The 25745-nt window shown below is 50.8% G+C and carries 29 protein-coding genes; 17 read left to right on the forward strand and 12 right to left on the reverse strand.

Translation table 11 applies throughout. The features are described 5' to 3' along the window. The 3 genes from PS053_RS17100 to PS053_RS17110 all read left to right on the forward strand — a co-directional run bounded on the left by PS053_RS17100 (position 1) and on the right by PS053_RS17110 (position 3514). The gene (locus PS053_RS17100; protein ID WP_044715173.1) at positions 1-639 is read left to right on the forward strand and encodes a DUF1190 domain-containing protein; all 639 of its coding nucleotides are present in this window, start codon (positions 1-3) and stop codon (positions 637-639) included. A gap of 2 nt (positions 640-641) precedes the next feature. Then, positions 642-1805, forward strand: coding sequence for a glutathionylspermidine synthase family protein (locus PS053_RS17105; RefSeq protein WP_256878743.1), 1164 nt, complete (start codon positions 642-644; stop codon positions 1803-1805). An 83-nt stretch (positions 1806-1888) separates the two neighbouring features. Then, positions 1889-3514, forward strand: coding sequence for an isovaleryl-CoA dehydrogenase (locus tag PS053_RS17110; protein ID WP_059236101.1), 1626 nt, complete (start codon positions 1889-1891; stop codon positions 3512-3514). A 126-nt stretch (positions 3515-3640) separates the two neighbouring features. On the opposite strand, the gene yjfN is transcribed toward PS053_RS17110, so the two are convergent. After that, positions 3641-3916, reverse strand: coding sequence for a DUF1471 family protease activator YjfN (gene yjfN, locus PS053_RS17115; protein ID WP_000811564.1), 276 nt, complete (start codon positions 3914-3916; stop codon positions 3641-3643). A 148-nt stretch (positions 3917-4064) separates the two neighbouring features. Further along, positions 4065-4394 (reverse strand): biofilm peroxide resistance protein BsmA, encoded by a 330-nt coding sequence (bsmA, locus tag PS053_RS17120; protein ID WP_059219039.1) that lies wholly within the window; start codon positions 4392-4394, stop codon positions 4065-4067. A gap of 181 nt (positions 4395-4575) precedes the next feature. On the opposite strand from bsmA, the gene yjfP reads away from it, so the two are divergent. Then, positions 4576-5325 (forward strand): esterase, encoded by a 750-nt coding sequence (gene yjfP / locus PS053_RS17125; RefSeq protein WP_103054216.1) that lies wholly within the window; start codon positions 4576-4578, stop codon positions 5323-5325. Here the strand turns inward: yjfP and ulaR are convergent. Both ulaR and ulaG read right to left on the reverse strand, forming a co-directional pair. Beyond that, complete coding sequence (gene ulaR, locus PS053_RS17130; RefSeq protein WP_000133642.1) at positions 5322-6077, reverse strand: HTH-type transcriptional regulator UlaR; 756 nt, start codon at positions 6075-6077, stop codon at positions 5322-5324. The genes yjfP and ulaR overlap by 4 nt on opposite strands. Positions 6078-6175: 98 nt before the next feature. Then, complete coding sequence (gene ulaG, locus PS053_RS17135) at positions 6176-7240, reverse strand: L-ascorbate 6-phosphate lactonase (protein WP_001340710.1); 1065 nt, start codon at positions 7238-7240, stop codon at positions 6176-6178. 354 nt (positions 7241-7594) lie between these two features. Here ulaG and ulaA point away from each other — a divergent pair, with 354 nt between their 5' ends. Genes ulaA through ulaF form a run of 6 tightly spaced genes read left to right on the forward strand, consistent with a single transcriptional unit; the run spans position 7595 to position 12001 of the window. Next, positions 7595-8992, forward strand: coding sequence for a PTS ascorbate transporter subunit IIC (gene ulaA / locus PS053_RS17140; RefSeq protein ID WP_000404893.1), 1398 nt, complete (start codon positions 7595-7597; stop codon positions 8990-8992). 15 nt (positions 8993-9007) lie between these two features. Then, positions 9008-9313, forward strand: a complete 306-nt coding sequence (gene ulaB / locus PS053_RS17145; protein ID WP_000218362.1) for a PTS ascorbate transporter subunit IIB — start codon at positions 9008-9010, stop codon at positions 9311-9313. A gap of 9 nt (positions 9314-9322) precedes the next feature. Next, positions 9323-9787: a PTS ascorbate transporter subunit IIA gene (gene ulaC / locus PS053_RS17150; RefSeq protein ID WP_256878742.1), complete on the forward strand. Its 465-nt coding sequence runs from the start codon at positions 9323-9325 to the stop codon at positions 9785-9787. 13 nt (positions 9788-9800) lie between these two features. Next, a complete protein-coding gene (ulaD, locus tag PS053_RS17155) occupies positions 9801-10451 on the forward strand; it encodes a 3-keto-L-gulonate-6-phosphate decarboxylase UlaD (protein WP_000056772.1) in 651 nt (216 codons plus the stop codon). Positions 10452-10460: 9 nt separating this feature from the next. Further along, positions 10461-11315 (forward strand): L-ribulose-5-phosphate 3-epimerase UlaE, encoded by an 855-nt coding sequence (ulaE, locus tag PS053_RS17160; RefSeq protein WP_000949519.1) that lies wholly within the window; start codon positions 10461-10463, stop codon positions 11313-11315. Beyond that, complete coding sequence (gene ulaF / locus PS053_RS17165) at positions 11315-12001, forward strand: L-ribulose-5-phosphate 4-epimerase UlaF (RefSeq protein WP_256878741.1); 687 nt, start codon at positions 11315-11317, stop codon at positions 11999-12001. Before ulaE ends, ulaF begins: the two co-directional genes overlap by 1 nt. A 128-nt stretch (positions 12002-12129) precedes the next feature. On the opposite strand, the gene yjfY is transcribed toward ulaF, so the two are convergent. Further along, complete coding sequence (gene yjfY, locus PS053_RS17170; protein WP_025237791.1) at positions 12130-12405, reverse strand: DUF1471 family protein YjfY; 276 nt, start codon at positions 12403-12405, stop codon at positions 12130-12132. 326 nt (positions 12406-12731) lie between these two features. Here yjfY and rpsF point away from each other — a divergent pair, with 326 nt between their 5' ends. From rpsF to rplI, 4 genes are read left to right on the forward strand one after another with little or no spacing between them, the layout of a single operon-like run. Beyond that, positions 12732-13127, forward strand: coding sequence for a 30S ribosomal protein S6 (gene rpsF, locus PS053_RS17175; protein ID WP_001216676.1), 396 nt, complete (start codon positions 12732-12734; stop codon positions 13125-13127). 6 nt (positions 13128-13133) lie between these two features. Then, positions 13134-13448, forward strand: a complete 315-nt coding sequence (gene priB / locus PS053_RS17180; RefSeq protein WP_012134407.1) for a primosomal replication protein N — start codon at positions 13134-13136, stop codon at positions 13446-13448. Positions 13449-13452: 4 nt separating this feature from the next. Continuing rightward, positions 13453-13680 carry a 30S ribosomal protein S18 gene (gene rpsR, locus PS053_RS17185; protein WP_000135199.1) on the forward strand — a complete coding sequence of 76 codons (228 nt, stop codon included), beginning with the start codon at positions 13453-13455 and terminating at the stop codon, positions 13678-13680. A 41-nt stretch (positions 13681-13721) separates the two neighbouring features. Beyond that, a complete protein-coding gene (gene rplI / locus PS053_RS17190; protein ID WP_001196062.1) occupies positions 13722-14171 on the forward strand; it encodes a 50S ribosomal protein L9 in 450 nt (149 codons plus the stop codon). A 101-nt stretch (positions 14172-14272) separates the two neighbouring features. Here rplI and PS053_RS17195 read toward each other — a convergent pair whose 3' ends face one another. The 6 genes from PS053_RS17195 to PS053_RS17220 form a co-directional block, all read right to left on the reverse strand. Continuing rightward, the gene (locus PS053_RS17195) at positions 14273-15550 is read right to left on the reverse strand and encodes an MFS transporter (RefSeq protein ID WP_059270822.1); all 1278 of its coding nucleotides are present in this window, start codon (positions 15548-15550) and stop codon (positions 14273-14275) included. 92 nt (positions 15551-15642) lie between these two features. Next, positions 15643-17715, reverse strand: coding sequence for an FAD-dependent oxidoreductase (locus tag PS053_RS17200; protein ID WP_256878740.1), 2073 nt, complete (start codon positions 17713-17715; stop codon positions 15643-15645). Further along, complete coding sequence (locus tag PS053_RS17205) at positions 17712-19253, reverse strand: acyl CoA:acetate/3-ketoacid CoA transferase (RefSeq protein WP_001226886.1); 1542 nt, start codon at positions 19251-19253, stop codon at positions 17712-17714. Before PS053_RS17205 ends, PS053_RS17200 begins: the two co-directional genes overlap by 4 nt. Positions 19254-19262: 9 nt before the next feature. Then, the gene (locus PS053_RS17210) at positions 19263-20039 is read right to left on the reverse strand and encodes an enoyl-CoA hydratase/isomerase family protein (protein WP_001283552.1); all 777 of its coding nucleotides are present in this window, start codon (positions 20037-20039) and stop codon (positions 19263-19265) included. Between the two features lie 9 nt (positions 20040-20048). Continuing rightward, positions 20049-20891 (reverse strand): sugar phosphate isomerase/epimerase family protein, encoded by an 843-nt coding sequence (locus PS053_RS17215; protein WP_149451260.1) that lies wholly within the window; start codon positions 20889-20891, stop codon positions 20049-20051. 9 nt (positions 20892-20900) lie between these two features. Continuing rightward, positions 20901-21692, reverse strand: coding sequence for a 3-ketoacyl-ACP reductase (locus tag PS053_RS17220; protein WP_256878739.1), 792 nt, complete (start codon positions 21690-21692; stop codon positions 20901-20903). Positions 21693-21903: 211 nt separating this feature from the next. Here PS053_RS17220 and PS053_RS17225 point away from each other — a divergent pair, with 211 nt between their 5' ends. Then, on the forward strand, positions 21904-22551 hold the full coding sequence (locus PS053_RS17225) for a TetR/AcrR family transcriptional regulator (RefSeq protein WP_024164654.1): 648 nt from the start codon (positions 21904-21906) through the stop codon (positions 22549-22551). Here the strand turns inward: PS053_RS17225 and ytfB are convergent. After that, positions 22535-23173 carry a cell division protein YtfB gene (gene ytfB / locus PS053_RS17230; RefSeq protein WP_256878738.1) on the reverse strand — a complete coding sequence of 213 codons (639 nt, stop codon included), beginning with the start codon at positions 23171-23173 and terminating at the stop codon, positions 22535-22537. The two genes, PS053_RS17225 and ytfB, sit on opposite strands and share 17 nt — an antisense overlap. A 217-nt stretch (positions 23174-23390) precedes the next feature. On the opposite strand from ytfB, the gene fklB reads away from it, so the two are divergent. Together fklB and cycA are read left to right on the forward strand one after the other, a co-directional pair. Beyond that, a complete protein-coding gene (gene fklB, locus PS053_RS17235; protein ID WP_000211232.1) occupies positions 23391-24011 on the forward strand; it encodes a BamJ family beta-barrel-assembly machinery protein in 621 nt (206 codons plus the stop codon). 307 nt (positions 24012-24318) lie between these two features. Further along, positions 24319-25722, forward strand: coding sequence for a D-serine/D-alanine/glycine transporter (cycA, locus tag PS053_RS17240; RefSeq protein ID WP_000228353.1), 1404 nt, complete (start codon positions 24319-24321; stop codon positions 25720-25722). The last annotated feature ends 23 nt before the right edge of the window (positions 25723-25745 follow it).

The following is a 25745-nucleotide window of genomic DNA, read 5'->3' on the forward strand; positions in this document are numbered from 1 at the left end:
ATGGCCAGAAAACGTAAATCGAGAAATAATAAAACTATTGGTCATGGGGCAATCAGTCGTATTGACCGACCCAATAACCCTTTTGAACCGCGGCGGAATCGTTATACGCAAAAATATCTGACACTGGCAATTATGGGCGGTGCTGCTTTTTTAGTGCTCAAGGGATGGAGTGAAAGTAGCGACGTGGATAACGACGGTGATGGAACGTTTTATTCTTCGGTACAGGATTGTATTGATGATGGTAATAATTCAGCCATCTGCGCTCATGGCTGGAACAACGCCAAAGCGACATTTTATGCCGATGTACCGAAGAATATGACCCAGCAGAATTGCCAGTCTAAGTATGCAAATTGCTACTATGACAACGTCGAACAGAGTTGGATACCCGTCGTTTCTGGATTTTTGTTAAGCAGGGTTATTCGTAAAGATCGCGATGAACCGTTCGTCTATAACAGCGGCGGATCCTCATTTGCTTCTCGCCCCGTCTGGCGCAACACTTCCGGTGATTACTCCTGGCGCTCCGGTTCTGGTAAAAAAGAGTATTACTCCACAGGTGGTTTTACCACTAAAAAAGCGTCGACCATTTCGCGCGGTGGCTATGGGCGTTCTTCCAGCGCCCGTGGGCATTGGGGAGGCTAACCATGCTGAGACACAATGTTCCTGTGCGACGGGATCTGGACCGGATTGCCGCTGACAACGGTTTCGACTTTCATATCATCGATGATGAAATTTATTGGGATGAGAGTCGGGCTTACCGCTTTACCCTTCGGCAGATTGAAGAGCAGATCGAAAAACCCACTGCGGAATTGCACCAAATGTGCCTGGATGTGGTGGATCGTGCGGTGAAAGATGAACAGATCCTGACGCAACTGGCGATCCCACCGCTGTACTGGGATGTGCTCGCTGAAAGTTGGCGCGCACGCGATCCTTCGCTGTATGGTCGGATGGATTTTGCCTGGTGTGGCAATGCGCCAGTAAAATTGTTGGAATATAACGCCGATACGCCAACGTCATTGTATGAGTCGGCGTATTTTCAGTGGCTGTGGCTGGAGGATGCCCGGCGCAACGGCATTATTCCGCGTGATGCTGATCAGTATAATGCCATTCAGGAGCGTTTGATTTCGCGCTTTAGCGAGCTTTACAGCCGGGAGCCGTTTTATTTTTGCTGCTGTCAGGATACCGACGAAGACAGGAGTACCGTGTTGTACTTGCAGGACTGCGCCCAGCAGGCGGGGCAGGAGTCACGGTTTATCTATATGGAAGATCTCGGCCTGGGCGTTGGCGGCGTGCTGACCGATCTCGATGATAACGTTATTCAGCGCGCATTTAAGCTTTACCCGTTAGAGTGGATGATGCGTGATGATAACGGTCCGCTGTTGCGTAAGCGCCGTGAGCAATGGGTGGAACCACTATGGAAAAGTATTTTGAGCAACAAAGGATTAATGCCGCTGTTATGGCGTTTTTTCCCTGATCACCCTAATCTTCTTGCGTCCTGGTTCGATGGCGAAAAACCGCAGATTGCCGCTGGCGAAAGCTATGTACGTAAACCGATCTACTCGCGCGAAGGCGGTAATGTCACCATTTTTGATGGTAAAAATAATGTCATTGACCATGCGGAAGGTGACTACGCCGATGAACCGATGATCTATCAGGCGTTTCAACCGCTACCGCGATTTGGTGATAGCTACACGCTGATTGGTAGCTGGGTTGTCGATGATGAAGCGTGCGGTATGGGGATTCGCGAAGATAACACGCTGATAACCAAAGACACCTCACGTTTTGTCCCACATTACATTGCTGGCTAAGAATGTTTTAGCAATCTCTTTCTGTCAGGAATCCGTGGCAGTGACCATACTTAGGGTGACTGCCATTGATGGAGGGAGACACAGTGCACTGGCAAACTCACACCGTTTTTAATCAACCGATACCATTAAATAACAGCAATTTATATCTGTCAGATGGCGCGCTCTGCGAAGCGGTAACGCGTGAAGGCGCGAGCTGGGATAGCGATTTTCTTGCCAGTATTGGCCAGCAATTAGGGACGGCTGAATCCCTTGAATTGGGGCGGCTGGCGAATGTGAATCCGCCAGAGTTGTTACGCTACGACGCCCAGGGACGCCGTCTGGACGATGTTCGTTTTCATCCCGCATGGCACCTGCTGATGCAGGCGTTATGTACTAATCGGGTGCACAATCTGGCCTGGGAAGAAGATGTTCGCTCCGGCGCATTTGTGGCGCGGGCAGCGCGTTTTATGTTGCACGCGCAGGTTGAGGCCGGATCGTTATGTCCGATAACCATGACCTTTGCCGCCACGCCATTGTTGTTACAGATGCTGCCAGCGCCGTTTCAGGACTGGACCACGCCGCTGTTGAGCGATCGCTACGACTCCCACTTATTGCCCGGCGGACAAAAACGCGGTCTGTTGATTGGCATGGGAATGACGGAAAAGCAGGGCGGCTCAGATGTGATGAGTAATACCACTCGCGCGGAACGTCTGGATGATGGTTCTTATCGACTGGTGGGGCATAAATGGTTTTTCTCGGTGCCGCAAAGTGATGCGCATCTGGTGCTGGCGCAGACCACGGGCGGCTTGTCCTGTTTTTTTGTGCCGCGATTTTTGCCTGACGGGCAACGCAACGCGATTCGCCTGGAACGGCTGAAAGATAAGCTGGGCAATCGCTCCAACGCCAGCTGTGAAGTGGAGTTTCAGGATGCCATCGGCTGGTTACTGGGTCAGGAAGGTGAAGGAATTCGTCTGATCCTGAAAATGGGCGGGATGACGCGTTTTGATTGTGCCCTGGGTAGCCATGCCATGATGCGCCGCGCGTTTTCGCTGGCGGTTTATCATACTCATCAACGTCATGTATTTGGCAAGTCGTTAATTGAACAACCTCTAATGCGTCATGTCTTAAGTCGCATGGCGCTCCAGCTTGAAGGACAAACTGCGCTGCTGTTTCGTCTGGCGCGGGCGTGGGATCGGAGTGCCGATGCTAAAGAAGCCCTGTGGGCGCGCTTATTTACGCCTGCGGCGAAGTTTGTAATCTGCAAAAGCGGTATCCCGTTTGTCGCGGAAGCGATGGAAGCGCTTGGTGGTATTGGTTATTGCGAGGAGAGTGAGTTGCCGCGGCTGTACCGGGAAATGCCGGTGAACAGTATCTGGGAAGGTTCTGGCAACATTATGTGTCTGGATGTTCTGCGCGTTCTTAACAAACAAGCGGGCGTATACGATTTATTGACGGAAGCATTTATGGAAGTGAAAGGGCAGGATCGCTATTTTGATCGCGCGGTTCGCCGTTTGCAGCAACAATTGCGCAAACCGGCTGAAGAACTGGGGCGAGAGATCACTCATCAGCTATTCTTACTGGGCTGTGGTGCGCAAATGTTGAAATATGCCTCTCCACCAATGGCGCAGGCGTGGTGTCAGATGATGTTTGATACGCGCGGTGGCGTGCGGTTGTCAGAGCAGATCCAGAATGATTTATTGCTGCGGGCGACAGGCGGCGTGTGTTTGTAAGTGTCAACGCTGGCACGTCTTCTCATGCCTACAGCAGTATTCTGTACTAATGCCATGAAATTTCAGGATCTGTAGGCCGGATAAGGCGCTTGCGCCGCATCCGGCATTGTTCGCAGTTGATGACACTTACGCATACAGTATCGCCTGTACGCGCCAGTTATCAGGCTGCTGGTCTTCATACATGGTAATAATGCGATACCATGATGCGCCTTGTTCATCGGCTTTTAACGCCACGATACGTTCCACATCCTGCGGATCCCCTGAAATATTGCTAACCGAGATCTGACCTATTTCATTCAGGCCCGTCACGCAGTCAGCACTGGCGAATTCGGCAGACTGTGCCATGGCGCTCGCGGGATAAGTCACTAATTGCAGCGAGGGTGAGGCAAGTAATTGTTTCATCGTCAGCTCCATTTTTCGTTTCCCCGCATGTTGCAGGGCATTCCATCGCGGTAATAAACGCCCGGGCTTCCCGCTGGTAGTTTATTGTGCACAGGTAAACGCATAGGGACGCAAAGCAATGTAAAGCTGACTATGTAAGTTGTCTGATTTATTTACGATATAAAATGGCTTGTGAATACCACTGTCCTGTCACGATGGTTTCGTCCACCATGACGACAACGTAATAATCAGCTTTGGCTGCGGCAGCTTTCGCTCTGATTTCTGCTAATGCGTCATCTGGAGAACCTCGAACCATCGTGGTTACCGTACCTATTCGCTGTAGCCCTTGCGTCTGGTCGCGGCGAATTTCTTGCGGATGGTCCGTTACTGGCGGTGCTGGCTGTGGCGTACCTTGCAGTGCGCTACAGGCACTTAACATCAATACCAATAATAAACTGGTAAACCGGTAAATAACGCTATTACGTTTCCTGCTAACCATAGTGTAGTGCCTTATTAATTTAACTTTGGGGGAATGTTCCCGAATTGTTACCTGGTACGCGATTTTCGAATGAAAACGTGGCGAAAGCGTAACCTATATCTCAACATTATGAATCAATACTGTCGGCAGAAACTTGTACTAAGGATTTCTTCATGTCATACCAGACTAAAAGGAGAGACAGATGATTGAATTAGAATCACGAGTACTGGCAGATATTCCTGTTCTTCATGCTTGTCCTGCCGGGCAAAAAGAGACACCGCTACCATGTGTGATTTTTTATCACGGCTTTACTTCATCCAGCCTGGTTTATAGCTATTTTGCTGTCGCACTGGCGCAGGCTGGCTTACGGGTAATAATGCCGGATGCGCCCGATCATGGTATCCGTTTTAGTGGTGATGCATCGCGACGACTCAAACAATTCTGGCAAATTTTGCTGCAAAATATGCATGAGTTCACTGCGTTACGTGCGGCAATTATTGAAGAAAACTTGCTGCTTGATGAACGTCTGGCGGTCAGTGGCGCGTCGATGGGAGCGATGACGGCGCTTGGGATTGCAGCTTGCTATCCATCTGTGAAATGTACTGCCAGTATGATGGGATCTGGCTATTTCACATCGCTTGCCCGTTCTCTGTTTCCACCGTTGCAGCCTGAAACGCCAGCACAGCAAAATGAATTTAATAACACTATTGCTCCACTGGCAGAGTGGGAAGCGACAAACCGCCTGGACGAACTGGGAAGCAGGCCACTGCTGTTATGGCATGGCCTTGACGATGATGTTGTGCCTGCCGAGGAATCACTACGTTTGCAGCAGGCATTAAGAGAAACGGGACGAGATAAACAATTGACCTGTTCGTGGCAGCCAGGCGTACGTCACCGCATTACGCCTGAGGCGCTGGAGGCTGCTGTGATATTTTTCCGCCAGCATCTTTAAACGCGCAGAATGCTGACCCCTTGCGCTTCCAGTTGTTGCAGGATTTCCGGGTTAGCATTTTTGCCGGTGATCAACATATCGATTTGATCGGCGCGGCTAAAGAGCATACCCGCGCGTTCACCAATCTTGCTGCTATCGACCAGTACGACCAGTTTTCCTACCACGCTCAGCATCTTCTGTTCTGCCATCGCCGTCAGCATATCGGTTTTATACAACCCTTCAGCGGTCAACCCTTTGCCGCTGGTGAACATCCAGTGCCCGGCGTAGAGGCTATTTTCGCTACCCTGCGGACTTAAAGTGATGGACTGACTTTTGTTGTATTGCCCGCCCATGATGATCACGCTGTCGTGTTCCTGATCGATCAGATAATTCGCCAACGGTAGATAATTAGTGATGATTTGCACTGGCTTGCCGCACATTTCTCGCCCGAGCAGGAACGCAGTAGAACCGCAGTTGATGACCACGCTTTCGCCCGGATTCACCAGTTGTGAAGCTGTTTTGGCGATACGAACTTTTTCGTCGTGGTTTTGCGCCTGGTGTAGATTCATTGGCGTCCAGCGCGGGCGCTGTTGAGTAATGGCTTCTGCGCCGTTGCGCACTTTTTTCAGTTTGCCGCTTTCGTCGAGTTTATTGATGTCGCGTCGCGCGGTAGCAGGCGAAATCCCCAGACGCTCAACGACTTTCTCTACGGTCACAAAGCCCAATTGTGCGAGCATTTCCAGGAGGATTTGATGTCTTTGTGCTTCAGTCATGAGCTATTCCGATAAAATTTGATTTTTTTAGATGATATTTGAAATAGCCAGGAAATACTACGCCGGATAACGCCGTGCTACCCGGCATAAACAACAAATTACAGGAACGATTTGAACGGCAGATCCGGTTCAATGGTGAAGCAATCATCGAAACCACGCGGATAGTGATACTCGAGGTTATCTTTATCTAACGGCCAGGTAAATTTGCCGCCAACCTGCCAGATAAACGGCTTGAAGCCATACTTCAGACGATCTTTTTTCATCTCCCACAGCACGCGGATCTCTTGCGGATCGGCCTGGAAGTTTGACCAGATATCGTGATGGAATGGGATCACCACTTTCGTATTCAGCGCTTCTGCCATGCGCAGGATATCGGCGCTGGTCATTTTGTCAGTAATACCGCGCGGGTTTTCACCGTAAGATCCTAAAGCCACGTCGATCTGATGTTCGTTGCCATGTTTCGCGTAGTAGTTGGAATAGTGAGAGTCGCCACTGTGATACAGGGAGCCGCCTGGCGTTTTGAACAGATAGTTCACTGCGCGATCGTCCATGCCATCCGGCAGGACGCCAGCCGCTTTTTGATCCGCAGGCAGGGTGATCAATGCAGTACGGTCAAATGCGTCAAGTGCATGAATTTCGATATCTTTCACTTTAACCACATCGCCGGGTTTCACCACGATGCAGCGTTCTTTCGGTACGCCCCAGCCAATCCACAGATCCACGCAGGTTTTCGGACCGATGAACGGTACGTCGTCAGCGCAGTTTTGCATCACGGCGGCAGCAACGTTCACGTCAATATGATCATTGTGATCGTGAGTAGCCAGTACGGCGTCGATCTGGCGAATCGCAAACGGATCAAGGACAAACGGTGTAGTACGCAGGTTTGGTTGCAGTTTTTTCACGCCGGCCATGCGTTGCATCTGATGGCCCTGTTTCATCAGCGGGTTACCGTGACTTTGTTTGCCGGTGCCGCACCAGAAATCGACGCACACATTGGTGCCGCCTTCTGATTTCAACCAGATCCCGGTACAACCGAGCCACCACATCGCAAATGTGCCTGGTGCAACCTGCTCCTGTTCAATTTCTTCGTTCAGCCAGCTACCCCACTCCGGGAAGGTGCTCAGGATCCAGGATTCACGGGTGATACTTTTCACTTTACTCATCGCCATTTACCTTCATGGTTGTTCAATTTGAATCAGCTTATGATTGGTTTTGATTAATCCTGACACTATTCTTTCAGGAAGGCAATGACCGTTTTTTGGGTTTTTGCCAGAAGAGTTGTTGCTGATTTTGGGCAATGTAAGATTTAATGGAGTAGAGAAAATGTTTAACCAAATGAATTTAAATGAATAAATTTGACGTTGTGTGAGTTCCATACTTTTACGATGGAATTATTTGCGTGTCGCGTCACAATTAATCATATTTAATCTTGTTGTGATTACTTCTGAAAATTAGAGTGAGGACACAACATTCTGGGTGTGCGGAATACTCAGCTACCTCTTCTTCAGGAGATCGTGATGGAGATCCTCTACAGCATCTTTACCGTGTTTTTTAACCAGGTCATGACCAATGCCCCATTACTGCTGGGTATTGTGACCTGTCTGGGTTACATCCTGCTGCGCAAAAGTGTCAGCGTTATTATCAAAGGTACGATAAAAACCATTATCGGTTTCATGTTGTTACAGGCGGGATCTGGGATCCTGACCAGCACCTTCAAACCGGTGGTGGCGAAAATGTCGGAAGTTTACGGCATCAACGGCGCTATCTCAGATACTTACGCATCAATGATGGCAACCATCGAGCGTATGGGCGACGCCTATAGCTGGGTAGGTTATGCAGTGCTGTTGGCACTGGCGCTGAATATCTGTTACGTGCTGTTGCGTCGTATTACTGGTATTCGCACCATTATGCTGACGGGCCATATCATGTTTCAGCAAGCGGGGCTTATCGCCGTCACGCTGTTTATTTTTGGCTACTCCATGTGGACAACCATTATCTGCACCGCAGTTTTGGTTTCACTCTACTGGGGGATTACCTCCAACATGATGTACAAGCCGACTCAGGAAGTGACGGATGGCTGCGGTTTCTCCATTGGTCACCAGCAGCAATTTGCTTCGTGGATCGCTTATAAAATTGCGCCTTACCTGGGAAAAAAAGAGGAAAGCGTTGAAGATCTCAAACTGCCGGGCTGGCTGAATATTTTCCATGACAATATCGTCTCCACGGCGATTGTGATGACCATTTTCTTTGGCGCCATCCTGCTCTCGTTCGGTATTGATACCGTTCAGGCGATGGCAGGCAAAGTGCACTGGACTATCTATATCCTGCAAACGGGTTTCTCCTTTGCGGTCGCGATCTTCATCATTACTCAGGGCGTACGCATGTTTGTGGCGGAACTCTCTGAAGCGTTCAACGGTATTTCCCAGCGTCTTATCCCCGGCGCGGTTCTGGCGATTGACTGTGCGGCAATTTATAGCTTCGCGCCGAACGCCGTAGTCTGGGGCTTTATGTGGGGCACTATCGGGCAGCTAATTGCGGTCGGTATCCTGGTCGCTTGCGGCTCTTCCATTCTGATTATTCCTGGCTTTATCCCGATGTTCTTCTCCAACGCCACCATTGGTGTATTCGCTAACCATTTCGGCGGCTGGCGGGCAGCGATCAAGATTTGTCTGGTGATGGGGATGATCGAAATCTTTGGCTGTGTCTGGGCGGTGAAACTCACTGGTATGAGTGCCTGGATGGGCATGGCGGACTGGTCAATTCTGGCTCCGCCGATGATGCAGGGCTTCTTCTCCGTCGGTATTGCTTTTATGGCCGTCATCATCGTTATTGCCCTGGCGTATATGTTCTTCGCTGGTCGCGCGCTGCGTGCAGAAGAAGAGGCAGAAAAACAACTGGCAGAGCATTCTGCTTAACAAGGAGTTTTGATTATGACCGTACGTATTCTGGCTGTGTGTGGCAACGGACAAGGCAGTTCCATGATCATGAAAATGAAAGTGGACCAGTTTTTAACCCAATCAAACATTGACCACACGGTAAATAGCTGCGCGGTTGGCGAGTACAAAAGCGAGTTGAGCGGTGCGGATATCATCATCGCTTCTACCCATATCGCAGGCGAAATCACCGTGACCGGCAACAAATATGTGGTGGGGGTGCGCAACATGCTCTCGCCTGCTGACTTTGGTCCAAAACTGCTGGAAGTGATCAAAGAGCATTTCCCGCAGGACGTGAAGTAAGGACGCGCCATGAAATTACGTGATTCGCTGGCTGAAAATAAATCCATCCGTCTGCAGGCCGAAGCTGAAAGCTGGCAGGAGGCGGTGAAAATCGGCGTTGACCTGCTGGTGGCGGCAGATGTGGTAGAGCCACGTTATTACCAGGCGATTCTGGATGGCGTTGAACAGTTCGGCCCTTATTTCGTTATCGCTCCGGGGCTGGCGATGCCGCACGGACGGCCAGAAGAGGGAGTCAAAAAAACTGGATTTGCTCTCGTCACGCTGAAAAAACCGCTGACGTTCAACCACGATGATAACGATCCAGTGGACATCCTCATCACCATGGCGGCGGTCGATGCCAACACGCATCAGGAAGTGGGCATCATGCAGATCGTCAATCTGTTTGAAGATGAAGAGAATTTTGACCGTTTGCGCGCCTGCCGCACCGAGCAGGAAGTGCTTGATTTAATTGACCGCACCAACGCGGCTGCTTAAGAAGGAATTGAACATGTCATTACCAATGCTGCAAGTCGCGCTGGACAACCAAACGATGTCTCACGCGTATGAAACCACACGTCTGATCGCCGAAGAAGTCGATATTATCGAAGTGGGAACCATCCTTTGTATGGGGGAAGGCGTGCGTGCGGTTCGCGATCTGAAAGCGCTCTATCCGCACAAAATCGTACTGGCTGATGCCAAAATCGCTGATGCGGGAAAAATTCTTTCTCGCATGTGTTTTGAAGCCAATGCGGATTGGGTCACTGTGATTTGTTGCGCGGATATCAACACCGCGAAAGGTGCACTGGAAGTCGCCCATGAATTTAAAGGCGATGTACAGATTGAGCTGACAGGGTTCTGGACATGGGAACAGGCGCAGGCGTGGCGCGAAGCGGGCATTCAGCAGGTGGTTTATCATCGCAGCCGCGATGCGCAGGCGGCAGGTGTGGGTTGGGGCGAGGCGGATATTACGGCTATTAAGCGTCTTTCTGATATGGGTTTCAAAGTCACCATTACTGGTGGTCTGGCGCTGGAAGATCTGCCGCTGTTCAAAGGGATTCCGATTCACGTCTTTATTGCGGGTCGCAGCATCCGTGATGCGGCATCTCCGGTCGAAGCCGCACGTCAGTTCAAACGCTCCATCGCTGAATTGTGGGGCTAAGGAGCGGATATGTTGTCTAAACAAATCCCGCTTGGCATCTACGAAAAAGCGCTCCCCGCCGGGGAGTGCTGGCTGGAACGGCTGCAACTGGCAAAAACGTTAGGCTTCGATTTTGTTGAGATGTCGGTAGATGAAACTGACGAGCGCCTTTCGCGCCTCGACTGGAGCCGCGAGCAGCGTCTGGCGCTGGTAAGCGCCATTGTCGAAACTGGCGTGCGCGTGCCGTCTATGTGCCTTTCCGCCCATCGCCGTTTCCCGCTGGGCAGCGAAGATGACGCGGTGCGGGCACAGGGGCTGGAGATTATGCGTAAAGCCATTCAGTTCGCCCAGGACGTCGGCATTCGCGTGATCCAGCTGGCGGGCTATGACGTTTACTACCAGGAAGCCAATAACGAAACGCGCCGTCGTTTCCGTGACGGTCTGAAAGAGAGCGTTGAGATGGCAAGTCGTGCGCAGGTGACGCTGGCGATGGAGATCATGGATTATCCGTTGATGAATTCCATCAGCAAGGCGCTGGGCTACGCACACTATCTTAACAACCCGTGGTTCCAGCTCTACCCGGATATCGGCAACTTATCGGCGTGGGACAACGACGTGCAGATGGAGTTGCAGGCTGGAATCGGGCATATCGTCGCGGTGCATGTGAAAGACACCAAACCTGGCGTCTTTAAAAACGTGCCGTTTGGCGAAGGCGTGGTGGATTTCGAACGTTGTTTTGAAACGCTCAAACAGAGTGGCTATTGCGGGCCGTACCTGATTGAGATGTGGAGCGAAACGGCGGAAGACCCGGCGGCAGAAGTGGCGAAAGCGCGTGATTGGGTGAAAGCGCGCATGGTCAAAGCAGGCATGGTGGAGGCGGCATAATGCAAAAGCTGAAACAGCAGGTGTTTGAAGCCAACATGGATCTGCCGCGTTACGGGCTGGTGACTTTTACCTGGGGCAACGTCAGCGCTATTGACCGCGAACGCGGGCTGGTGGGGATCAAGCCCAGCGGCGTCGCTTATGAAACCATGAAAGCGGACGATATGGTGGTGGTTGATATGAGCGGCAAGGTGGTGGACGGGGAGTATCGTCCGTCTTCCGACACCGCGACACATCTCGAACTCTACCGTCGTTACCCGTCGCTTGGCGGCATTGTTCATACTCACTCCACTCATGCTACCGCATGGGCGCAGGCGGGGCTGGCGATCCCGGCGTTAGGTACTACACATGCCGACTACTTCTTTGGCGACATTCCGTGTACGCGTGGATTAAGCGAAGAAGAAGTGCAGGGCGAGTACGAACTGAACACCGGCAAAGTAATTATCGAAACGCTGGGCGACGCCGAGCCGCTGCATACGCCGGGAATTGTGGTGTATCAGCACGGGCCGTTCGCCTGGGGGAAAGATGCCCACGAAGCGGTGCATAATGCGGTGGTGATGGAAGAAGTGGCGAAAATGGCGTGGATTGCGCGCGGCATTAACCCGCAGCTTAATCCCATCAATAGCTATTTGATGAATAAACACTTCATGCGTAAGCACGGACCCAACGCTTATTACGGGCAAAAGTAAAACACGCGCTGCGGAAATTTCCTTTTTCGGGAGATAACTGGTCTGATTCCGCAGCCGTTTTTCAAAAAAAGCCCCCGGTGAAGGGGGCAATGCAAACTATGGCAATGTTTCGTTGGTTATACCTGGTGCTAGCGATAAATATCCGCGCTGGCGTGCATGTTGCCGTTGCTCCCCGGTTCCCGCATCAGAATCACGTGGTAGTACGTTGCGCCTCGCGCATCTGTCTCTTCGTTCAGTGCCTGACGCGCTTCGCTTTCAGTGGCGAAGTTATGATTGATATAAATCACGCCTAAGCTCTGTACATCATCCATATTTCTGGCCTGGTGGTTATTAATTTCAATGGCTGCCGATGCATTCGCACTTAGCAAAAGCACAGCCAGAAGGGCTAAAACACGGCTGAACATAGATACCTCCTCGACGGCTGTCTCTGTGTGCTCTCCTCTTTAGCGATCTTCTGATTTAATTTTAACCACTGATGACAGAGGTGATGGTGACCATTTCTGATGCAGTTGTTCAAAAAAACACCTTAATGAGATGTGATGAACTTCAAATCAGCGAGTTAGTCCTGTTTAGTGAAAGATCAGATTTATTTGTCGGCTGGCCTTGAGTTTGGCGGGGTATGTCAGTACTATAACGCGTCATTTTTCAGCCGACCTTTAACACGTTCCTTGCCTCCCCGGGATTCGGCTGACCCAGACAGGAGGCTGAATAATCCGTAAGGAGCAATTCGATGCGTCATTACGAAATCGTTTTTATGGTCCATCCTGACCAGAGCGAACAGGTTCCGGGCATGATCGAGCGCTACACTGCTGCCATCACTGGTGCAGAAGGCAAGATCCACCGTCTGGAAGACTGGGGCCGCCGTCAGCTGGCTTACCCGATCAACAAACTGCACAAAGCACACTACGTTCTGATGAACGTTGAAGCGCCGCAGGAAGTGATCGATGAGCTGGAAACTACCTTCCGCTTCAACGATGCCGTTATCCGCAGCATGGTTATGCGTACCAAGCACGCTGTTACCGAAGCATCTCCGATGGTTAAAGCGAAAGACGAGCGCCGCGAGCGTCGCGATGATTTCGCAAACGAAACCGCAGATGATGCTGAAGCTGGGGATTCTGAAGAGTAATTTCTGATGACCAACCGTCTGGCGTTGTCCGGCACCGTGTGCAGGATGCCCCTTCGAAAGGTCAGTCCATCAGGAATTCCTCACTGCCAGTTCGTGCTTGAGCATCGTTCTGTGCAGGAGGAAGCCGGTTTTCACCGGCAGGCGTGGTGCCAAATGCCCGTTATTGTTAGCGGACACGAAAACCAGGCCATTACTCACAGTATAACGGTCGGCAGTCGCATAACCGTTCAGGGGTTCATTTCATGCCACAAGGCAAAGAACGGTCTGAGCAAAATGGTTTTGCATGCCGAGCAGATTGAATTGATAGATTCTGGAGACTAGCCATATGGCACGTTATTTCCGTCGTCGCAAGTTCTGCCGTTTCACCGCGGAAGGCGTTCAAGAGATCGACTATAAAGATATCGCTACGCTGAAAAACTACATCACCGAAAGCGGTAAGATTGTCCCAAGCCGTATCACCGGTACCCGTGCAAAATACCAGCGTCAGCTGGCTCGCGCTATCAAACGCGCTCGCTACCTGTCCCTGCTGCCGTACACTGATCGCCATCAGTAATCGGTCACGGTCCATTAATACGACTTTGAGAGGATAAGGTAATGCAAGTTATTCTGCTTGATAAAGTAGCAAACCTGGGTAGCCTGGGTGATCAGGTAAACGTTAAAGCGGGCTATGCTCGTAACTTCCTGGTACCGCAGGGTAAAGCTGTTCCAGCTACCAAGAAAAACATTGAATTCTTCGAAGCACGTCGCGCTGAGCTGGAAGCTAAACTGGCTGAAGTTCTGGCAGCAGCTAATGCTCGCGCTGAGAAAATCAATGCACTGGAAACTGTTACTATCGCGTCTAAAGCTGGCGACGAAGGTAAACTGTTCGGTTCCATCGGTACTCGCGACATCGCTGACGCTGTAACTGCAGCTGGCGTTGAAGTGGCTAAGAGCGAAGTTCGTCTGCCGAACGGCGTTCTGCGTACCACTGGCGAACACGAAGTGAGCTTCCAGGTTCACAGCGAAGTATTCGCGAAAGTGATCGTAAACGTAGTCGCTGAATAATTCGTTATTCAACGAGACGTAAAAACGCCGACCTTGTGTCGGCGTTTTGCTTTATAGAGAAAGCGTTACAGCTGGCAGTATAACGCCCTGATATCTATCAATTAGCTTGTTGCTAACTGTACGTGCGGTTCTTCATCTTTAACTTTGATAAGCGTCCACAGTGCAATGGCACCAATAATGTCAAAGAAAGCCAGCGCAATAAAGAACGGTGCGAAGCCGATAATGTGAACGAATGCCCCGATGAACAGGTTGAAAATCAACTGACCGCTCCATGCACAGGCTCCAGCCATACCCACAGCGGTAGCCACTTCGTCTTTTTTGAACAGATCGCCGCCCAGAGTTGCTGCAACAGTAGAAAGACATTGATGCGAGAACGCGCCAATACTAATCAATAACACAGCAATGTAGGGATTTTCTACAATACTCACCAGACCAATAGTCATCATAATAACGGCTGCGATAGTGAAGGTTATTCTTCGTGAGTTAATTAAACTCACGCCGCGATCGTGGAAGAACTTCGCGACAAAACCACTGGCTAAACAGCCGAGATCGCCCAGCAGGAAAGGTAGCCAGACGAACATGGCAATTTCTTTCAGGCTAAAATGCAGCGTTTCGACGAAGAAAATTGGCACCCAGAAGTTAATGGTTCCCCATGCCGGGTCAGCGAGAAAACGCGCGATGCCAATCCCCCAGAAATTACGTTGGCTGAGGATATGCTTGATTGAGGTTTTTTCTTTCTTATCTGTTTTAAGATGCTGTTCTTGTCCTGATTCAATATACTGGCGCTCTTCATCAGAAAGGCGTTTGGCATCTTTCGGATCTTTATAACAAAAGAACCAAAATAAAGCCGCGAGCAAAGCAAGGCTACCTGAGACAATAAACGCAAATTGCCAGCTATGAAACATAATGCACCAGGCAATTAGCGGTGGTGCAAGCATCGCGCCGAGTGAGGTGCCCATATTGAAAACACCTGTCGCCACGCCACGCTCTTTTGCCGGGAACCATGTAGATGCTGTTTTAACACCCGCTGGAATTGCTGACGCTTCGCTGAAACCCATCAGGGCACGCATAAATGCCAGACCTGACCATGTTCCGGTCAGTGCATGGCCCATTGTCGCCAGGCCCCAAATTGCGGCACATATCGCAAAACTTAACTTCAGACCCACGGTATCAATAAAGAAGCCCATTACCGGTTGCCCTAATGTATAGGCCAGCTGGAATGCACTGACAATCCATGAATATTGCTCTTTAGTTATTCCGGTTGTCTCCATAATCGTTGGAGCCGCAATACCTAACGCCGTTCTGTCCAGATAATTGATTACAGTGATAAAGCATACGAGGGCAATCATATGCCACCGGTAATTCTTTATTTTATTCATGTTTAACCCTTTTAATTATATTAATAAACCCTGGTTGTTGGTAATTCCGTGTAATAGGTAATAAAAATCAAGTGCAGAGGAAATATTGAAAATTATTGTGTGTAAATTTCTCCCTTTAAAAAGTCTGGCCAGTTTTTTTCAAAGTAAATACCATTAATACGCGGTTGTTCACGTAAAGATTTCACTTCGGTAATAAAAAAACCTTGCGAATATTGAATCGTTAATTTGTGATTTTTGTCTTCAGCGAGTTCAGAGCGAAAACGCCATTCTTCTATTGCGCCGCGACGAGTTTGTGGTAGACATTCACCTTGTGGATCAATAACCATCCGCGCCCCGCGACTACCGCCACCAGCATCAATATAATGCGTCAATTGTGTTAATACGGCAGCCGAAGTAAGAGACATATGCCGCCACATAAACAGTTCGGCAATTTCCCCCACATGGCGGATCGATAAACCATTTTGTTGGACGAATTCACTTAGTAGCAGAGCGTCGCGGTTGGCGTGACGAACTTTATCGGCATGACAAATAAATCCAGCGTAATCAGACATTCGTGCCTGGATTTTTTCTTTCACTGTCGCCAGTGCCATTCCGTTCTCGTTTGCCAGCGCCTGAGTAATGATCTCTCTGACAGTAGACAACGGCGAGGCTGCCAGTTGTGCAATGTCCCCATTAACAGACCGCTTTTGTGTGCAACCAATAAAACGCGCCAGACGAACAGCAAAAACCTGTCCGGCATTCAGTGCTGCGCCACCAGGTCGGGTAACGCCGTGAGTTCCGGCCACTTCTCCCACCGCAAAACAACCGGGCAGGGAGGTTTGCCCCCAGATATCCACCTCAATGCCGCCATTCATGTGCTGATTGTTCATCGCGAATTGCAATGGCTGTGCGGTGAGATCGTAACCGTGCATCTTATACAGCGAGATAGACAGCGGATTCATTCGTTGCAGGCGTTCGATGGGTGATGGTGCCAGTGCGTCGTTATTTTCCAGATATGCGCGAACGTCGTCGTCCAGTCGCTCTAATGAGAACGGCAAATCACCTGGCACTGTTTCAGGATTGCGATTGAAATCCATAAAAACCTGGCGACCGCGTTGTTGTTCCTGCGCTACCGCCATATCCAGCAAGCTTGAACCAAAATCCATCACTCGTGTGGCGTGGAACGGCCACTGATAGCCTTTACGGAAGATGTTTGAAGCCAGTTCCTGGGTGGTGCGATAGTCATCCGCGAGGAAGTTATACTCGTTGCCCTCGGCATCTACGGAATAGATATATGGGATCACCTGTACATAGGTGCCGGACAAATTCCACGGAAACGTGCTGCGCGGCGTGCCAATACCAAACTGGCTTTCGGTCAGATTGGTTAGCGTCAAACCTTCTTCCAGTGCCAGTCCCAGCGAGCCGAAACATTTATGTGGATAAACACTGTCACGATAAAGTTCGCCTGGTCCGCCCGTTGCCAGTACCACATTGGGCGCAGTCACAATTGCCAGTCCCCACGGGTTATGGGTGCGGGAACCAGTTGCGAGAATAGCTCCTGCCACGCGATCTTCGCCATTCTCTCCGCACTGATGCAGGAGCTTAATCACCGTTGCACTGGTCAGTAGTGGAATGGCGAGGCGCTGTACTTCTTCCAACAGCACTTTCACCATCAGACGAGATGTGCGCGGCCCACAGGAGGTTGCACGCCCGGCTTCGTCATGGTCGGTTTGATAACGAAGAATCGCGCCATAGCGATCTTCCGGCAATTCCAGACCAAGATATTGCAACCCGCCAAGAGTGTGCAGAGAACCGACCGCCTCGACATAAGCGGTGTCGTGATCCATCGCCCCACCGCTCGCCAGTGCCTCTGCCAGTTTGGTGAAGTTGTCACCGTTGCCCGCGGTAGCGGCGGTAAACAGTGTTTGTTTATCGGAGCCAGAACATGCCGATGTCCCCATATATAACCCGGCGGTGGCGATCAGCACATTTTGCTGACGACGCTTTAGTTCGACAGCCGCTCGTAGCCCGGCAGCGCCGCTACCAACCACCAGGGTATCAACTTGCCAGAGTGGATAATCTACACCGTCCACCGCAACAACCACGGTTGGCTCTGCCTGCGCAAAACCCTTTGGGAAAGTGACATGCGTCAGCGAATCGAGGATGGCGTCATCAAGCTGGCTCATGCATCCTCCATTGGCGTAAACAGGCTGCTTTCCATCAGACGTGGTTGCCTGATAATCGGACGGAAGGCCATGAACGGTAAAATGTCGCGGTCAATGTCCACGCCAGGGGCGATCTCAATTAATTCAACGCCTTCTGTCGTTAACCGGAATACTGCACGTTCGGTGATGTACAGCACTTCCTGGCCGCTTTGCTGTGCGTAGGCGGCGCTAAAGGTGATTTTTTCCACCTGGGTAACCAGTTTAGGGATTTGACCTGACTGGGCGATATGCAAGCCATCAGGTGTTACATCAATCTTGCTGCCTTTGGCGTCAAACGTACCGCAGAACACCACTTTACGGGCGTTTTGCGCAATTTCGAGAAATCCGCCAGGGCCGATCAGATTGCCATTGAGATGTGAGACGTTGACATTACCGTGCTGATCCATCTCGCCCATGCCGAGGAAAGTAATGTCGATGCCGCCACCGCTGTAGAACTCGAATTGATCGAGTGATGGAATAATGGCATCGGCGTTACGGGCACAACCAAACAGGGCATCATCCAGCATCATACCGTTATGTACGCCCTGTTCTACGCTCAGCCATAAACTTTGATAAGGCACGCCTTCGCGCAGCGCAACCCCAGGAATACCGCCTGGAATACCGAAACCAAAGTTGGTTGAAGCGCCAGCCACCAGTTCGCGTGCTGCCCGGCGAGCAATCAGGCGACGCACCGGATGACTGACGAGTTCGATAGCGTCGTTAGAGCTCAGACGGCGATGCTGACCGCTGATGGTCAGGTCGTAACCGCCAAGATAGGTTTGCGGTTGTTCGCGGTGTTCAACGATACCATCGACCAGAATCCCCGGTAGCTTGACCTTGCGAGGTTCAATAGCGCCAGCTTCCAGCACATCGCGGACCTGTACGAATACTTTGCCGCCGCTGTTGTGTGCTGCCAGCGCCATCGAATAGCTATCCATATCAATAGCTTCTTCTTCGAGGCTGACGTTGCCACGCGGATCGGCATAAGTGCCGCGTAAAATGGCGTAGTCCACTTTGAATGGGCGATAGCGGAGTTTGGTTTCACCATCAATTTCAATCAGTTCTACCAGATCGTCGATGGTGCATTCATTCGACTTTCCGCCGCCATTGCGCGGATCTACAAACGATCCCAGCCCAACGTGGGTAAACAGCCCTGGACGTCCGGCGCCGATTTCCCGCAGCAATGCCTGAATCACGCCGCCCGGGAAGCAGTAGGCTTCAATGGCATTGTTTTTCACCAGTTCCTGCATTTTGGGTGACCAGGTAAAGTGCCCGGCAATGATGCGTTTGAGCATATCTGCATGAGCGAAGCGGTTCGTACCTTTGCTGTCGCGATCGCCAATACCCAAAGAATGGATCAGCGTCAGGTCACGCGGGTGTCCGGTTTGTAGAAAACGAGCTTCAATAGCTGCCAGAATATGGTCAGCTTCCACCATGCCGCCGCCGTTACCGCTAATGGCAATGGTTGCGCCGTCCTGAATTTGCGCCGCCAGTGCCTCGGCGGTTGATATCTTACGCATACAATTTCCTTATTGATTATGGAAGCTTACGCTGCTTTTTTCGGCAAATGCGCGCGTCGCCTGCTGGCAATCCTGAGTAGCGGACATTAACCCTGCCAGTAACTGGTGGGAGTAATCGGCGTGTTTATTTTCCAGGGCCAGAATCAGTTGCTTGATGTGTGCCAGCGCCACCGGACCACATTTTTCCAGCTGGGCGAACTGGTTCGCCATCCAGCTTTCCACCTGTTCTTTTTCCACCACTTCATCAATTAAATTCGCTGCCTGAGCTTCCTGCGCCGTCAGGCGTTTACCCAGCATCAGCATCTGGCGACCAACCACCGGGCCAACCTGATTAAGCACGCGCTCAATGCCCATCCAACCTGGCACCATGCCGAGGATCACTTCAGGATTAGAGAATTTCGCGTGGGGGCGAGCGATACGAATATCGCAGCACAAAGCAAGTTCAATACCGCCACCGATGGTGTGTCCGTTGAGATTCGCAACCGTTAATTGGGGCAAATTGCGCAGGCGATTAAAAACGTCATTACCGCGTTTAATCCATTTTCTACCCATATCTAATGGCGAATAGGCTGACCACGATTTGATATCGCCGCCCGCACAAAAGAATTTATCGCCGGTTGCAGTTAATTCGACTAATCGTAATGTGGTGTCGTTTTCAATTTCATTTAAATAATGGTCGAGAGATTCGATCATTTCTTCATTAATAGCATGACATTTATCTTCACGGTTCAATGTCAGGCGGCAGGAAGCCGCCGCTCTGCTGAACAGAACGGGTTGGTCACTCATGATCATTCCTTAACAATAATGCGCGATGCGATCGACGCTAATATCCAGCGTGCGGTTAATATTTTGCTGCCACCAGTACGGTGAGAATATTTCCAGTTCAATAGCGCCATTAAATCCGGCGTTTTCGACTAACCGACGAATCGACGGAATATTAATAACGCCATCCCCCGGCATTCCCCGGTCATTGACCAGATCGGTGGTCGGCACCAGCCAGTCGGAAACATGAAACGCGAGAATACGTTTTCCGGCACGCAGGATCTGACTGGCGAGATCCGGGTCCCACCAGACATGGTAGACATCTACCGCCACGCCGAGGCCAAATTCGCCATCGGGATCGAGTTCATCACACCAGTCCAGCGCCTGACGTAATGTGCACAGACAAGAACGATCGGCAGCAGTCATCGGGTGCAGTGGCTCCAGTGCAATTGGCACGCCGACCTCTTTCGAATGTGGCAGCAACTGGCGAATCCCTTGTTTCACCTGTTCCCGCGCTTCATACAGATCTTTAGTGCCCGTTGGCAGACCGCCAACCACCTGCATGTAACAGGCAGCGTTCAGTGCCGCGGCGTCGTCCAGCGCCCGGCGGTTATCGTCAACCGCCTGCTTGCGCTCTGCCAGCGTCGGCGCAGTGTAGTAGGTGCTGCGGCACAACCCGGAAACGTCCATATTGCTGGCGCTAAGCTGGCGAGCGATCTGTTGGATATTTTCGCCCTGCAACTCTCTGCGCCAGGGGGCGATCGCGCCTATACCGCGTGCGGCGCAGGCATCAATGATGGCGGGCAACGGCGTTTTATAGCCCAGTGTCGCAGTATTGATGCTGAATAAATCCGGGCGTTGCAAAAGATCTCTCATGATTCAGCCTCAGAAGCGCGGCATACTTAAGCCGCCGTCGATGGCGACCGCCTGACCACAGGTGTAAATCAGTTTGCCTTCTGCCATCGCTCGCACGGTGGAGGCAATATCAGCCGGATAGCCCCAACGCCCCCATGGCACCAGACCTTTGGCAATCAATTCGTCGTAATAGGCGGTTGCCGGAATCGTCATATCGGTTTTGATTAAACCAGGACGGATTTCATAAACGCCAATCTGTTCTTCACAAAGGCGAGCGGCAAACAGGCGGGCGGCAGCTGAGACGGCGGTTTTGGCTATGGTGTATTCGCCGCGATTCATCGCCAGCATGATGGCGTTAATGGAGCTGACAAAAATAATCGAACGGTGCGGCAGTTCCGATTCTGGTTTGGGTTGTGCCAACAGGCGCTTGCTGAAAGCCTGGGCGAGAAAGAATGGCGCGCGAGTGTTGATGGCAATGTTTTGGTCGAAGCTGTCTGGTTCCAGGTCGAGAATATCGCCGCGTTTTTTCACGGAAATTCCGGCGTTGTTGAGTAAACAGTCCAGACGCCCCCACTGATTTTGCGCCGCGTTGAGCATCTCTTCATGCAGGGAAAGATCGCCAACATCGGCAGGAAAGCAAATAACTTCCACGCCTTCTGTCATACATTCCTGTTGCGTGGCATGCAGTTTTTCAACGCTGTCGGCATCAGGACGATCGTTAATCAACAGGTTAAATCCGCTACGGGCAAGCTCCAGTGCACAACCCTTTCCAATGCCGCGTGCGGCTCCAGTGATGACAGCAACAGGACGAGTGGATTTCATTCATTAACCCTCTTTTTTGAATATTGTTTCCTTAAGTGATGGTTAGCTTGCGACTAGTTAATAAAAAGATCAACCATCTGGTTGGTTGAACTGCGATGGTGATCACAAGGCATTTGATAACTCGATGAAAGACAATGTTTTTGCCTTTTTGCTGTCGCTGAAATCAAATACGGTTATGATAGTCATCATGAAGAAAGCGTGGGGAAACGTTATGTATCTTGATACCAGCAACGTACAAAGCCTGAAGGAAAAGCTGTTGTTATGTGCGGTTAATGAATTTGCCGAGTATGGTTATGAAGGGGCAAGAGTCGATAATATCGTAAAGGCTGCGGAGTGCAGTAAACAAACGGTTTATCATCATTTTGGTAATAAAGAAAATTTATTTATCGAAGTGCTGGAATATACCTGGAATGATATTCGACAAAAAGAAAAATCCCTTGATGTCTCAGGACTCCCGCCACAAAAAGCCATTGAGAAAATCATCGATTTCACCTGGGATTATTATATTGACAATCCCTGGTTTTTAAAAATTGTACATAGTGAAAACCAAAGTAAAGGTGTGCATTATGCAAAATCTCAGCGCCTTCAGGATATTAATCATGCGCACTTACAGCTAATGGAATCCTTATTAGCTGAAGGAAAGAAACGTAATATTTTTAAATCAGATATTGACCCATTACAGGTGAATATTAATATTGCCGCGCTTGGGGGGTATTATTTGATCAACCAACATACGCTTGGCCAGGTTTATCACATCAGTATGGTTTCAGCGCAGGCACTGGAAGCCAGACGTAAGGTCATCAAAGAAACGATCCTTAGCTGGCTTCTGGTTGACCCTTCATCTACCGCGCACGAATAAAACTGCCATCCGGCTGGCGGGTAAACAGGACCTGTTGATTATTCCCCGTATCAATGGTTAAGCCCGTCACCACGCCGCTGGCGTTCTGGCGGATTTTCACCATCTGCCCATTTTGCAAATTACTTAGCGGCTTGCCCGCGCCTTCTACCTGCGCCATGGCATACACATCGGTAGGCGGTAGCCCGTGATCGCGGAACAATTGGGCGAGTGTTTTGCCAGGTTCCACACGATAAGAGCGCCATTGATTGTCAATGCCGCTGTCTGACTGGAATGGTTGCGTCTGTGTGGTTTGCGGCTGCTCTTCCGGTTGACCTTCCTGTATTGGTTCAGGGGCGACCGGAGCCACTTGATCTGGATCGTTCTGTGGGGTGACCTGTTGTGCCCGTAGCTGCTCTTCCGTCGGCGGTTGTGATTGCGACTGAATATCCAGTTGTGCTTCACGCGTCACCACCGGCGCATTGGGCGTATCATCAGATGGGAGCAGAAAACCGACCGCTAAAACAATGGCGGCAATAATGATCCCCCGGCGATGCATCGGTGGCAGCGGGTCCATGAAGCGAAAGTTGTCCGGCGCGTGCCAGACTTTCTCCAGGGTTGGTTTTAGTTCAAAGCGCCCGGGCATGGTTTCCTCCTGCTCCGCGTCTTGTTCCTCAATCATAGCCTATGAATAAGCTAACGCTATGATGTCCGTGGTAAACCCGCCTTTATTATATTCATACGGGATATTGCTATTGTTTCTTTTTCCCCGTGATTTGTCATCATTCCCGCGACAAAGTTTTACCCGAAGAAGTGTGGCTGATATGCTGCCCGCTACTTTATACCCTAAGAAAGGAAATACGATGACCACCCCAACTTTTGACACTATCGAAGCGCAGGCAAGTTACGGCATTGGTTTGCAGGTAGGGCAACAACTGAGTGAATCTGGTCTGGAAGGGCTGCTGCCAGAAGCGCTGGTTGCAGGCATTACCGATGCGCTGGAAGGTAAACATCCGGCTGTTCCGGTTGATGTAGTGCACCGCGCGCTGCGTGAAATCCACGAACGTGCTGATGCCGTTCGTCGCCAGCGTTTCCAGGCGATGGCTGCCGAAGGTGTGAAATATCTTGAAGAAAACGCCAAAAAAGAAGGTGTTAACAGCACTGAATCTGGCCTGCAATTCCGCGTGATTAACCAGGGCGAAGGTGCCATTCCGGCACGTACCGACCGCGTTCGTGTTCATTACACTGGTAAACTTATCGACGGTACTGTATTTGACAGCTCCGTTGCTCGCGGCGAGCCGGCTGAATTCCCGGTGAATGGCGTGATTCCCGGCTGGATTGAAGCATTGACCCTGATGCCAGTTGGTTCGAAATGGGAACTGACTATCCCGCAGGAACTGGCTTATGGCGAGCGTGGCGCTGGTGCGTCCATTCCTCCATTCAGCACCCTGGTGTTTGAAGTCGAACTGCTGGAAATTCTCTAAGCAGCGCATTCTGTTCCCCTCACCGCAGAGGGGAACAAGTATTCAGTAATAACCCCTTCCATTTGCCAGATAGCGCTATTTTATGTTGCAAACACCACGTAAGGGTGTATTTTTGTGAGTTGTTTCGCATTATCATCGTGATATGACACCCACTTTAAACATAAAATTAACATTAGATCTAAATCTTAGTATTCATCCCGCTTATTCTTACCTAATATCGATGAGTCCCGATACAGAATCGTCGTATCATAAACCGACAAAAGGCCGTAGAGCCTGAACAACACAGACAGGTACAGGAAGAAAAAACATGGTAGATCAGGTAAAAGTCGTTGCCGATGATCAGGCACCGGCTGAACAGTCGCTACGGCGCAATCTTACAAACCGACATATTCAGCTTATAGCCATTGGCGGCGCCATTGGTACGGGACTGTTTATGGGCTCTGGTAAAACTATCAGTCTTGCCGGGCCGTCGATCATTTTCGTTTATATGATCATCGGTTTTATGCTTTTTTTCGTGATGCGGGCAATGGGGGAATTGCTGCTTTCAAATCTGGAATACAAGTCTTTTAGTGATTTCGCATCCGATCTACTGGGCCCCTGGGCAGGCTATTTCACTGGCTGGACCTACTGGTTCTGCTGGGTGGTTACTGGAATGGCGGACGTCGTCGCCATCACCGCCTATGCCCAATTCTGGTTCCCTGAGCTCTCAGACTGGGTTGCCTCGCTGGCGGTGATTGTGCTGTTGCTGACGCTGAACCTTGCCACCGTGAAAATGTTCGGTGAGATGGAGTTCTGGTTTGCGATGATCAAAATCGTCGCCATCGTGTCGCTGATTGTCGTCGGCCTGATTATGGTAATGATGCACTTCCAGTCACCGACCGGCGTGGAGGCGTCGTTTGCGCATTTGTGGAATGACGGCGGCTGGTTCCCGAAAGGCTTAAGCGGCTTCTTTGCCGGATTCCAGATAGCGGTTTTCGCTTTTGTGGGGATTGAGCTGGTCGGTACAACGGCTGCGGAAACCAAAGATCCAGAGAAATCACTGCCGCGCGCGATCAACTCCATTCCTGTTCGCATCATCATGTTCTACGTCTTCGCGCTGATTGTGATTATGTCCGTGACGCCGTGGAGTTCTGTCGTCCCGGAGAAAAGTCCGTTTGTTGAACTGTTTGTGCTGGTGGGACTGCCTGCAGCGGCAAGCGTGATTAACTTTGTGGTTCTGACCTCTGCGGCTTCTTCTGCGAACAGTGGCGTTTTCTCTACCAGCCGTATGTTGTTTGGTCTGGCGCAGGAAGGCGTTGCGCCGAAAGCGTTCGCTAAACTCTCGAAACGTGCAGTACCCGCGAAAGGGCTGACCTTCTCTTGTATCTGTCTGCTCGGCGGTGTGGTGATGTTGTATGTGAATCCAAGCGTGATTGGCGCGTTCACGATGATCACGACCGTTTCGGCGATTCTGTTTATGTTCGTCTGGACGATCATCCTCTGCTCATACCTGGTGTATCGCAAACAACGTCCGCACCTGCATGAGAAATCTATCTACAAGATGCCGCTCGGCAAGTTGATGTGCTGGGTATGCATGGCGTTCTTTGTGTTTGTTCTGGTGTTGCTGACGCTGGAAGATGATACCCGTCAGGCGCTGCTGGTGACCCCGCTGTGGTTTATCGCGCTGGGGCTGGGCTGGTTGTTTATTGGTAAAAAGCGCATGGCGAAGTAATGCCGCTAAGACACCTGCGGGTG

It is taken from the genome of Escherichia albertii (assembly GCF_028622335.1).
GTDB lineage: Bacteria > Pseudomonadota > Gammaproteobacteria > Enterobacterales > Enterobacteriaceae > Escherichia > Escherichia albertii.

Bases quoted from the DNA above. Each gene is read 5' to 3' on its own strand.
- PS053_RS17100 (WP_044715173.1), top strand. From the start codon at position 1: ATGGCCAGAAAACGTAAATCGAGAAATAATAAAACTATTGGTCATGGG.
- PS053_RS17105 (WP_256878743.1), top strand. From the start codon at position 642: ATGCTGAGACACAATGTTCCTGTGCGACGGGATCTGGACCGGATTGCC.
- yjfN (WP_000811564.1), bottom strand. From the start codon at position 3,916: ATGAAACAATTACTTGCCTCACCCTCGCTGCAATTAGTGACTTATCCC.
- bsmA (WP_059219039.1), bottom strand. From the start codon at position 4,394: ATGGTTAGCAGGAAACGTAATAGCGTTATTTACCGGTTTACCAGTTTA.
- yjfP (WP_103054216.1), top strand. From the start codon at position 4,576: ATGATTGAATTAGAATCACGAGTACTGGCAGATATTCCTGTTCTTCAT.
- ulaR (WP_000133642.1), bottom strand. From the start codon at position 6,077: ATGACTGAAGCACAAAGACATCAAATCCTCCTGGAAATGCTCGCACAA.
- ulaG (WP_001340710.1), bottom strand. From the start codon at position 7,240: ATGAGTAAAGTGAAAAGTATCACCCGTGAATCCTGGATCCTGAGCACC.
- ulaA (WP_000404893.1), top strand. From the start codon at position 7,595: ATGGAGATCCTCTACAGCATCTTTACCGTGTTTTTTAACCAGGTCATG.
- ulaB (WP_000218362.1), top strand. From the start codon at position 9,008: ATGACCGTACGTATTCTGGCTGTGTGTGGCAACGGACAAGGCAGTTCC.
- ulaC (WP_256878742.1), top strand. From the start codon at position 9,323: ATGAAATTACGTGATTCGCTGGCTGAAAATAAATCCATCCGTCTGCAG.
- ulaD (WP_000056772.1), top strand. From the start codon at position 9,801: ATGTCATTACCAATGCTGCAAGTCGCGCTGGACAACCAAACGATGTCT.
- ulaE (WP_000949519.1), top strand. From the start codon at position 10,461: ATGTTGTCTAAACAAATCCCGCTTGGCATCTACGAAAAAGCGCTCCCC.
- ulaF (WP_256878741.1), top strand. From the start codon at position 11,315: ATGCAAAAGCTGAAACAGCAGGTGTTTGAAGCCAACATGGATCTGCCG.
- yjfY (WP_025237791.1), bottom strand. From the start codon at position 12,405: ATGTTCAGCCGTGTTTTAGCCCTTCTGGCTGTGCTTTTGCTAAGTGCG.
- rpsF (WP_001216676.1), top strand. From the start codon at position 12,732: ATGCGTCATTACGAAATCGTTTTTATGGTCCATCCTGACCAGAGCGAA.
- priB (WP_012134407.1), top strand. From the start codon at position 13,134: ATGACCAACCGTCTGGCGTTGTCCGGCACCGTGTGCAGGATGCCCCTT.
- rpsR (WP_000135199.1), top strand. From the start codon at position 13,453: ATGGCACGTTATTTCCGTCGTCGCAAGTTCTGCCGTTTCACCGCGGAA.
- rplI (WP_001196062.1), top strand. From the start codon at position 13,722: ATGCAAGTTATTCTGCTTGATAAAGTAGCAAACCTGGGTAGCCTGGGT.
- PS053_RS17195 (WP_059270822.1), bottom strand. From the start codon at position 15,550: ATGAATAAAATAAAGAATTACCGGTGGCATATGATTGCCCTCGTATGC.
- PS053_RS17200 (WP_256878740.1), bottom strand. From the start codon at position 17,715: ATGAGCCAGCTTGATGACGCCATCCTCGATTCGCTGACGCATGTCACT.
- PS053_RS17205 (WP_001226886.1), bottom strand. From the start codon at position 19,253: ATGCGTAAGATATCAACCGCCGAGGCACTGGCGGCGCAAATTCAGGAC.
- PS053_RS17210 (WP_001283552.1), bottom strand. From the start codon at position 20,039: ATGAGTGACCAACCCGTTCTGTTCAGCAGAGCGGCGGCTTCCTGCCGC.
- PS053_RS17215 (WP_149451260.1), bottom strand. From the start codon at position 20,891: ATGAGAGATCTTTTGCAACGCCCGGATTTATTCAGCATCAATACTGCG.
- PS053_RS17220 (WP_256878739.1), bottom strand. From the start codon at position 21,692: ATGAAATCCACTCGTCCTGTTGCTGTCATCACTGGAGCCGCACGCGGC.
- PS053_RS17225 (WP_024164654.1), top strand. From the start codon at position 21,904: ATGTATCTTGATACCAGCAACGTACAAAGCCTGAAGGAAAAGCTGTTG.
- ytfB (WP_256878738.1), bottom strand. From the start codon at position 23,173: ATGCCCGGGCGCTTTGAACTAAAACCAACCCTGGAGAAAGTCTGGCAC.
- fklB (WP_000211232.1), top strand. From the start codon at position 23,391: ATGACCACCCCAACTTTTGACACTATCGAAGCGCAGGCAAGTTACGGC.
- cycA (WP_000228353.1), top strand. From the start codon at position 24,319: ATGGTAGATCAGGTAAAAGTCGTTGCCGATGATCAGGCACCGGCTGAA.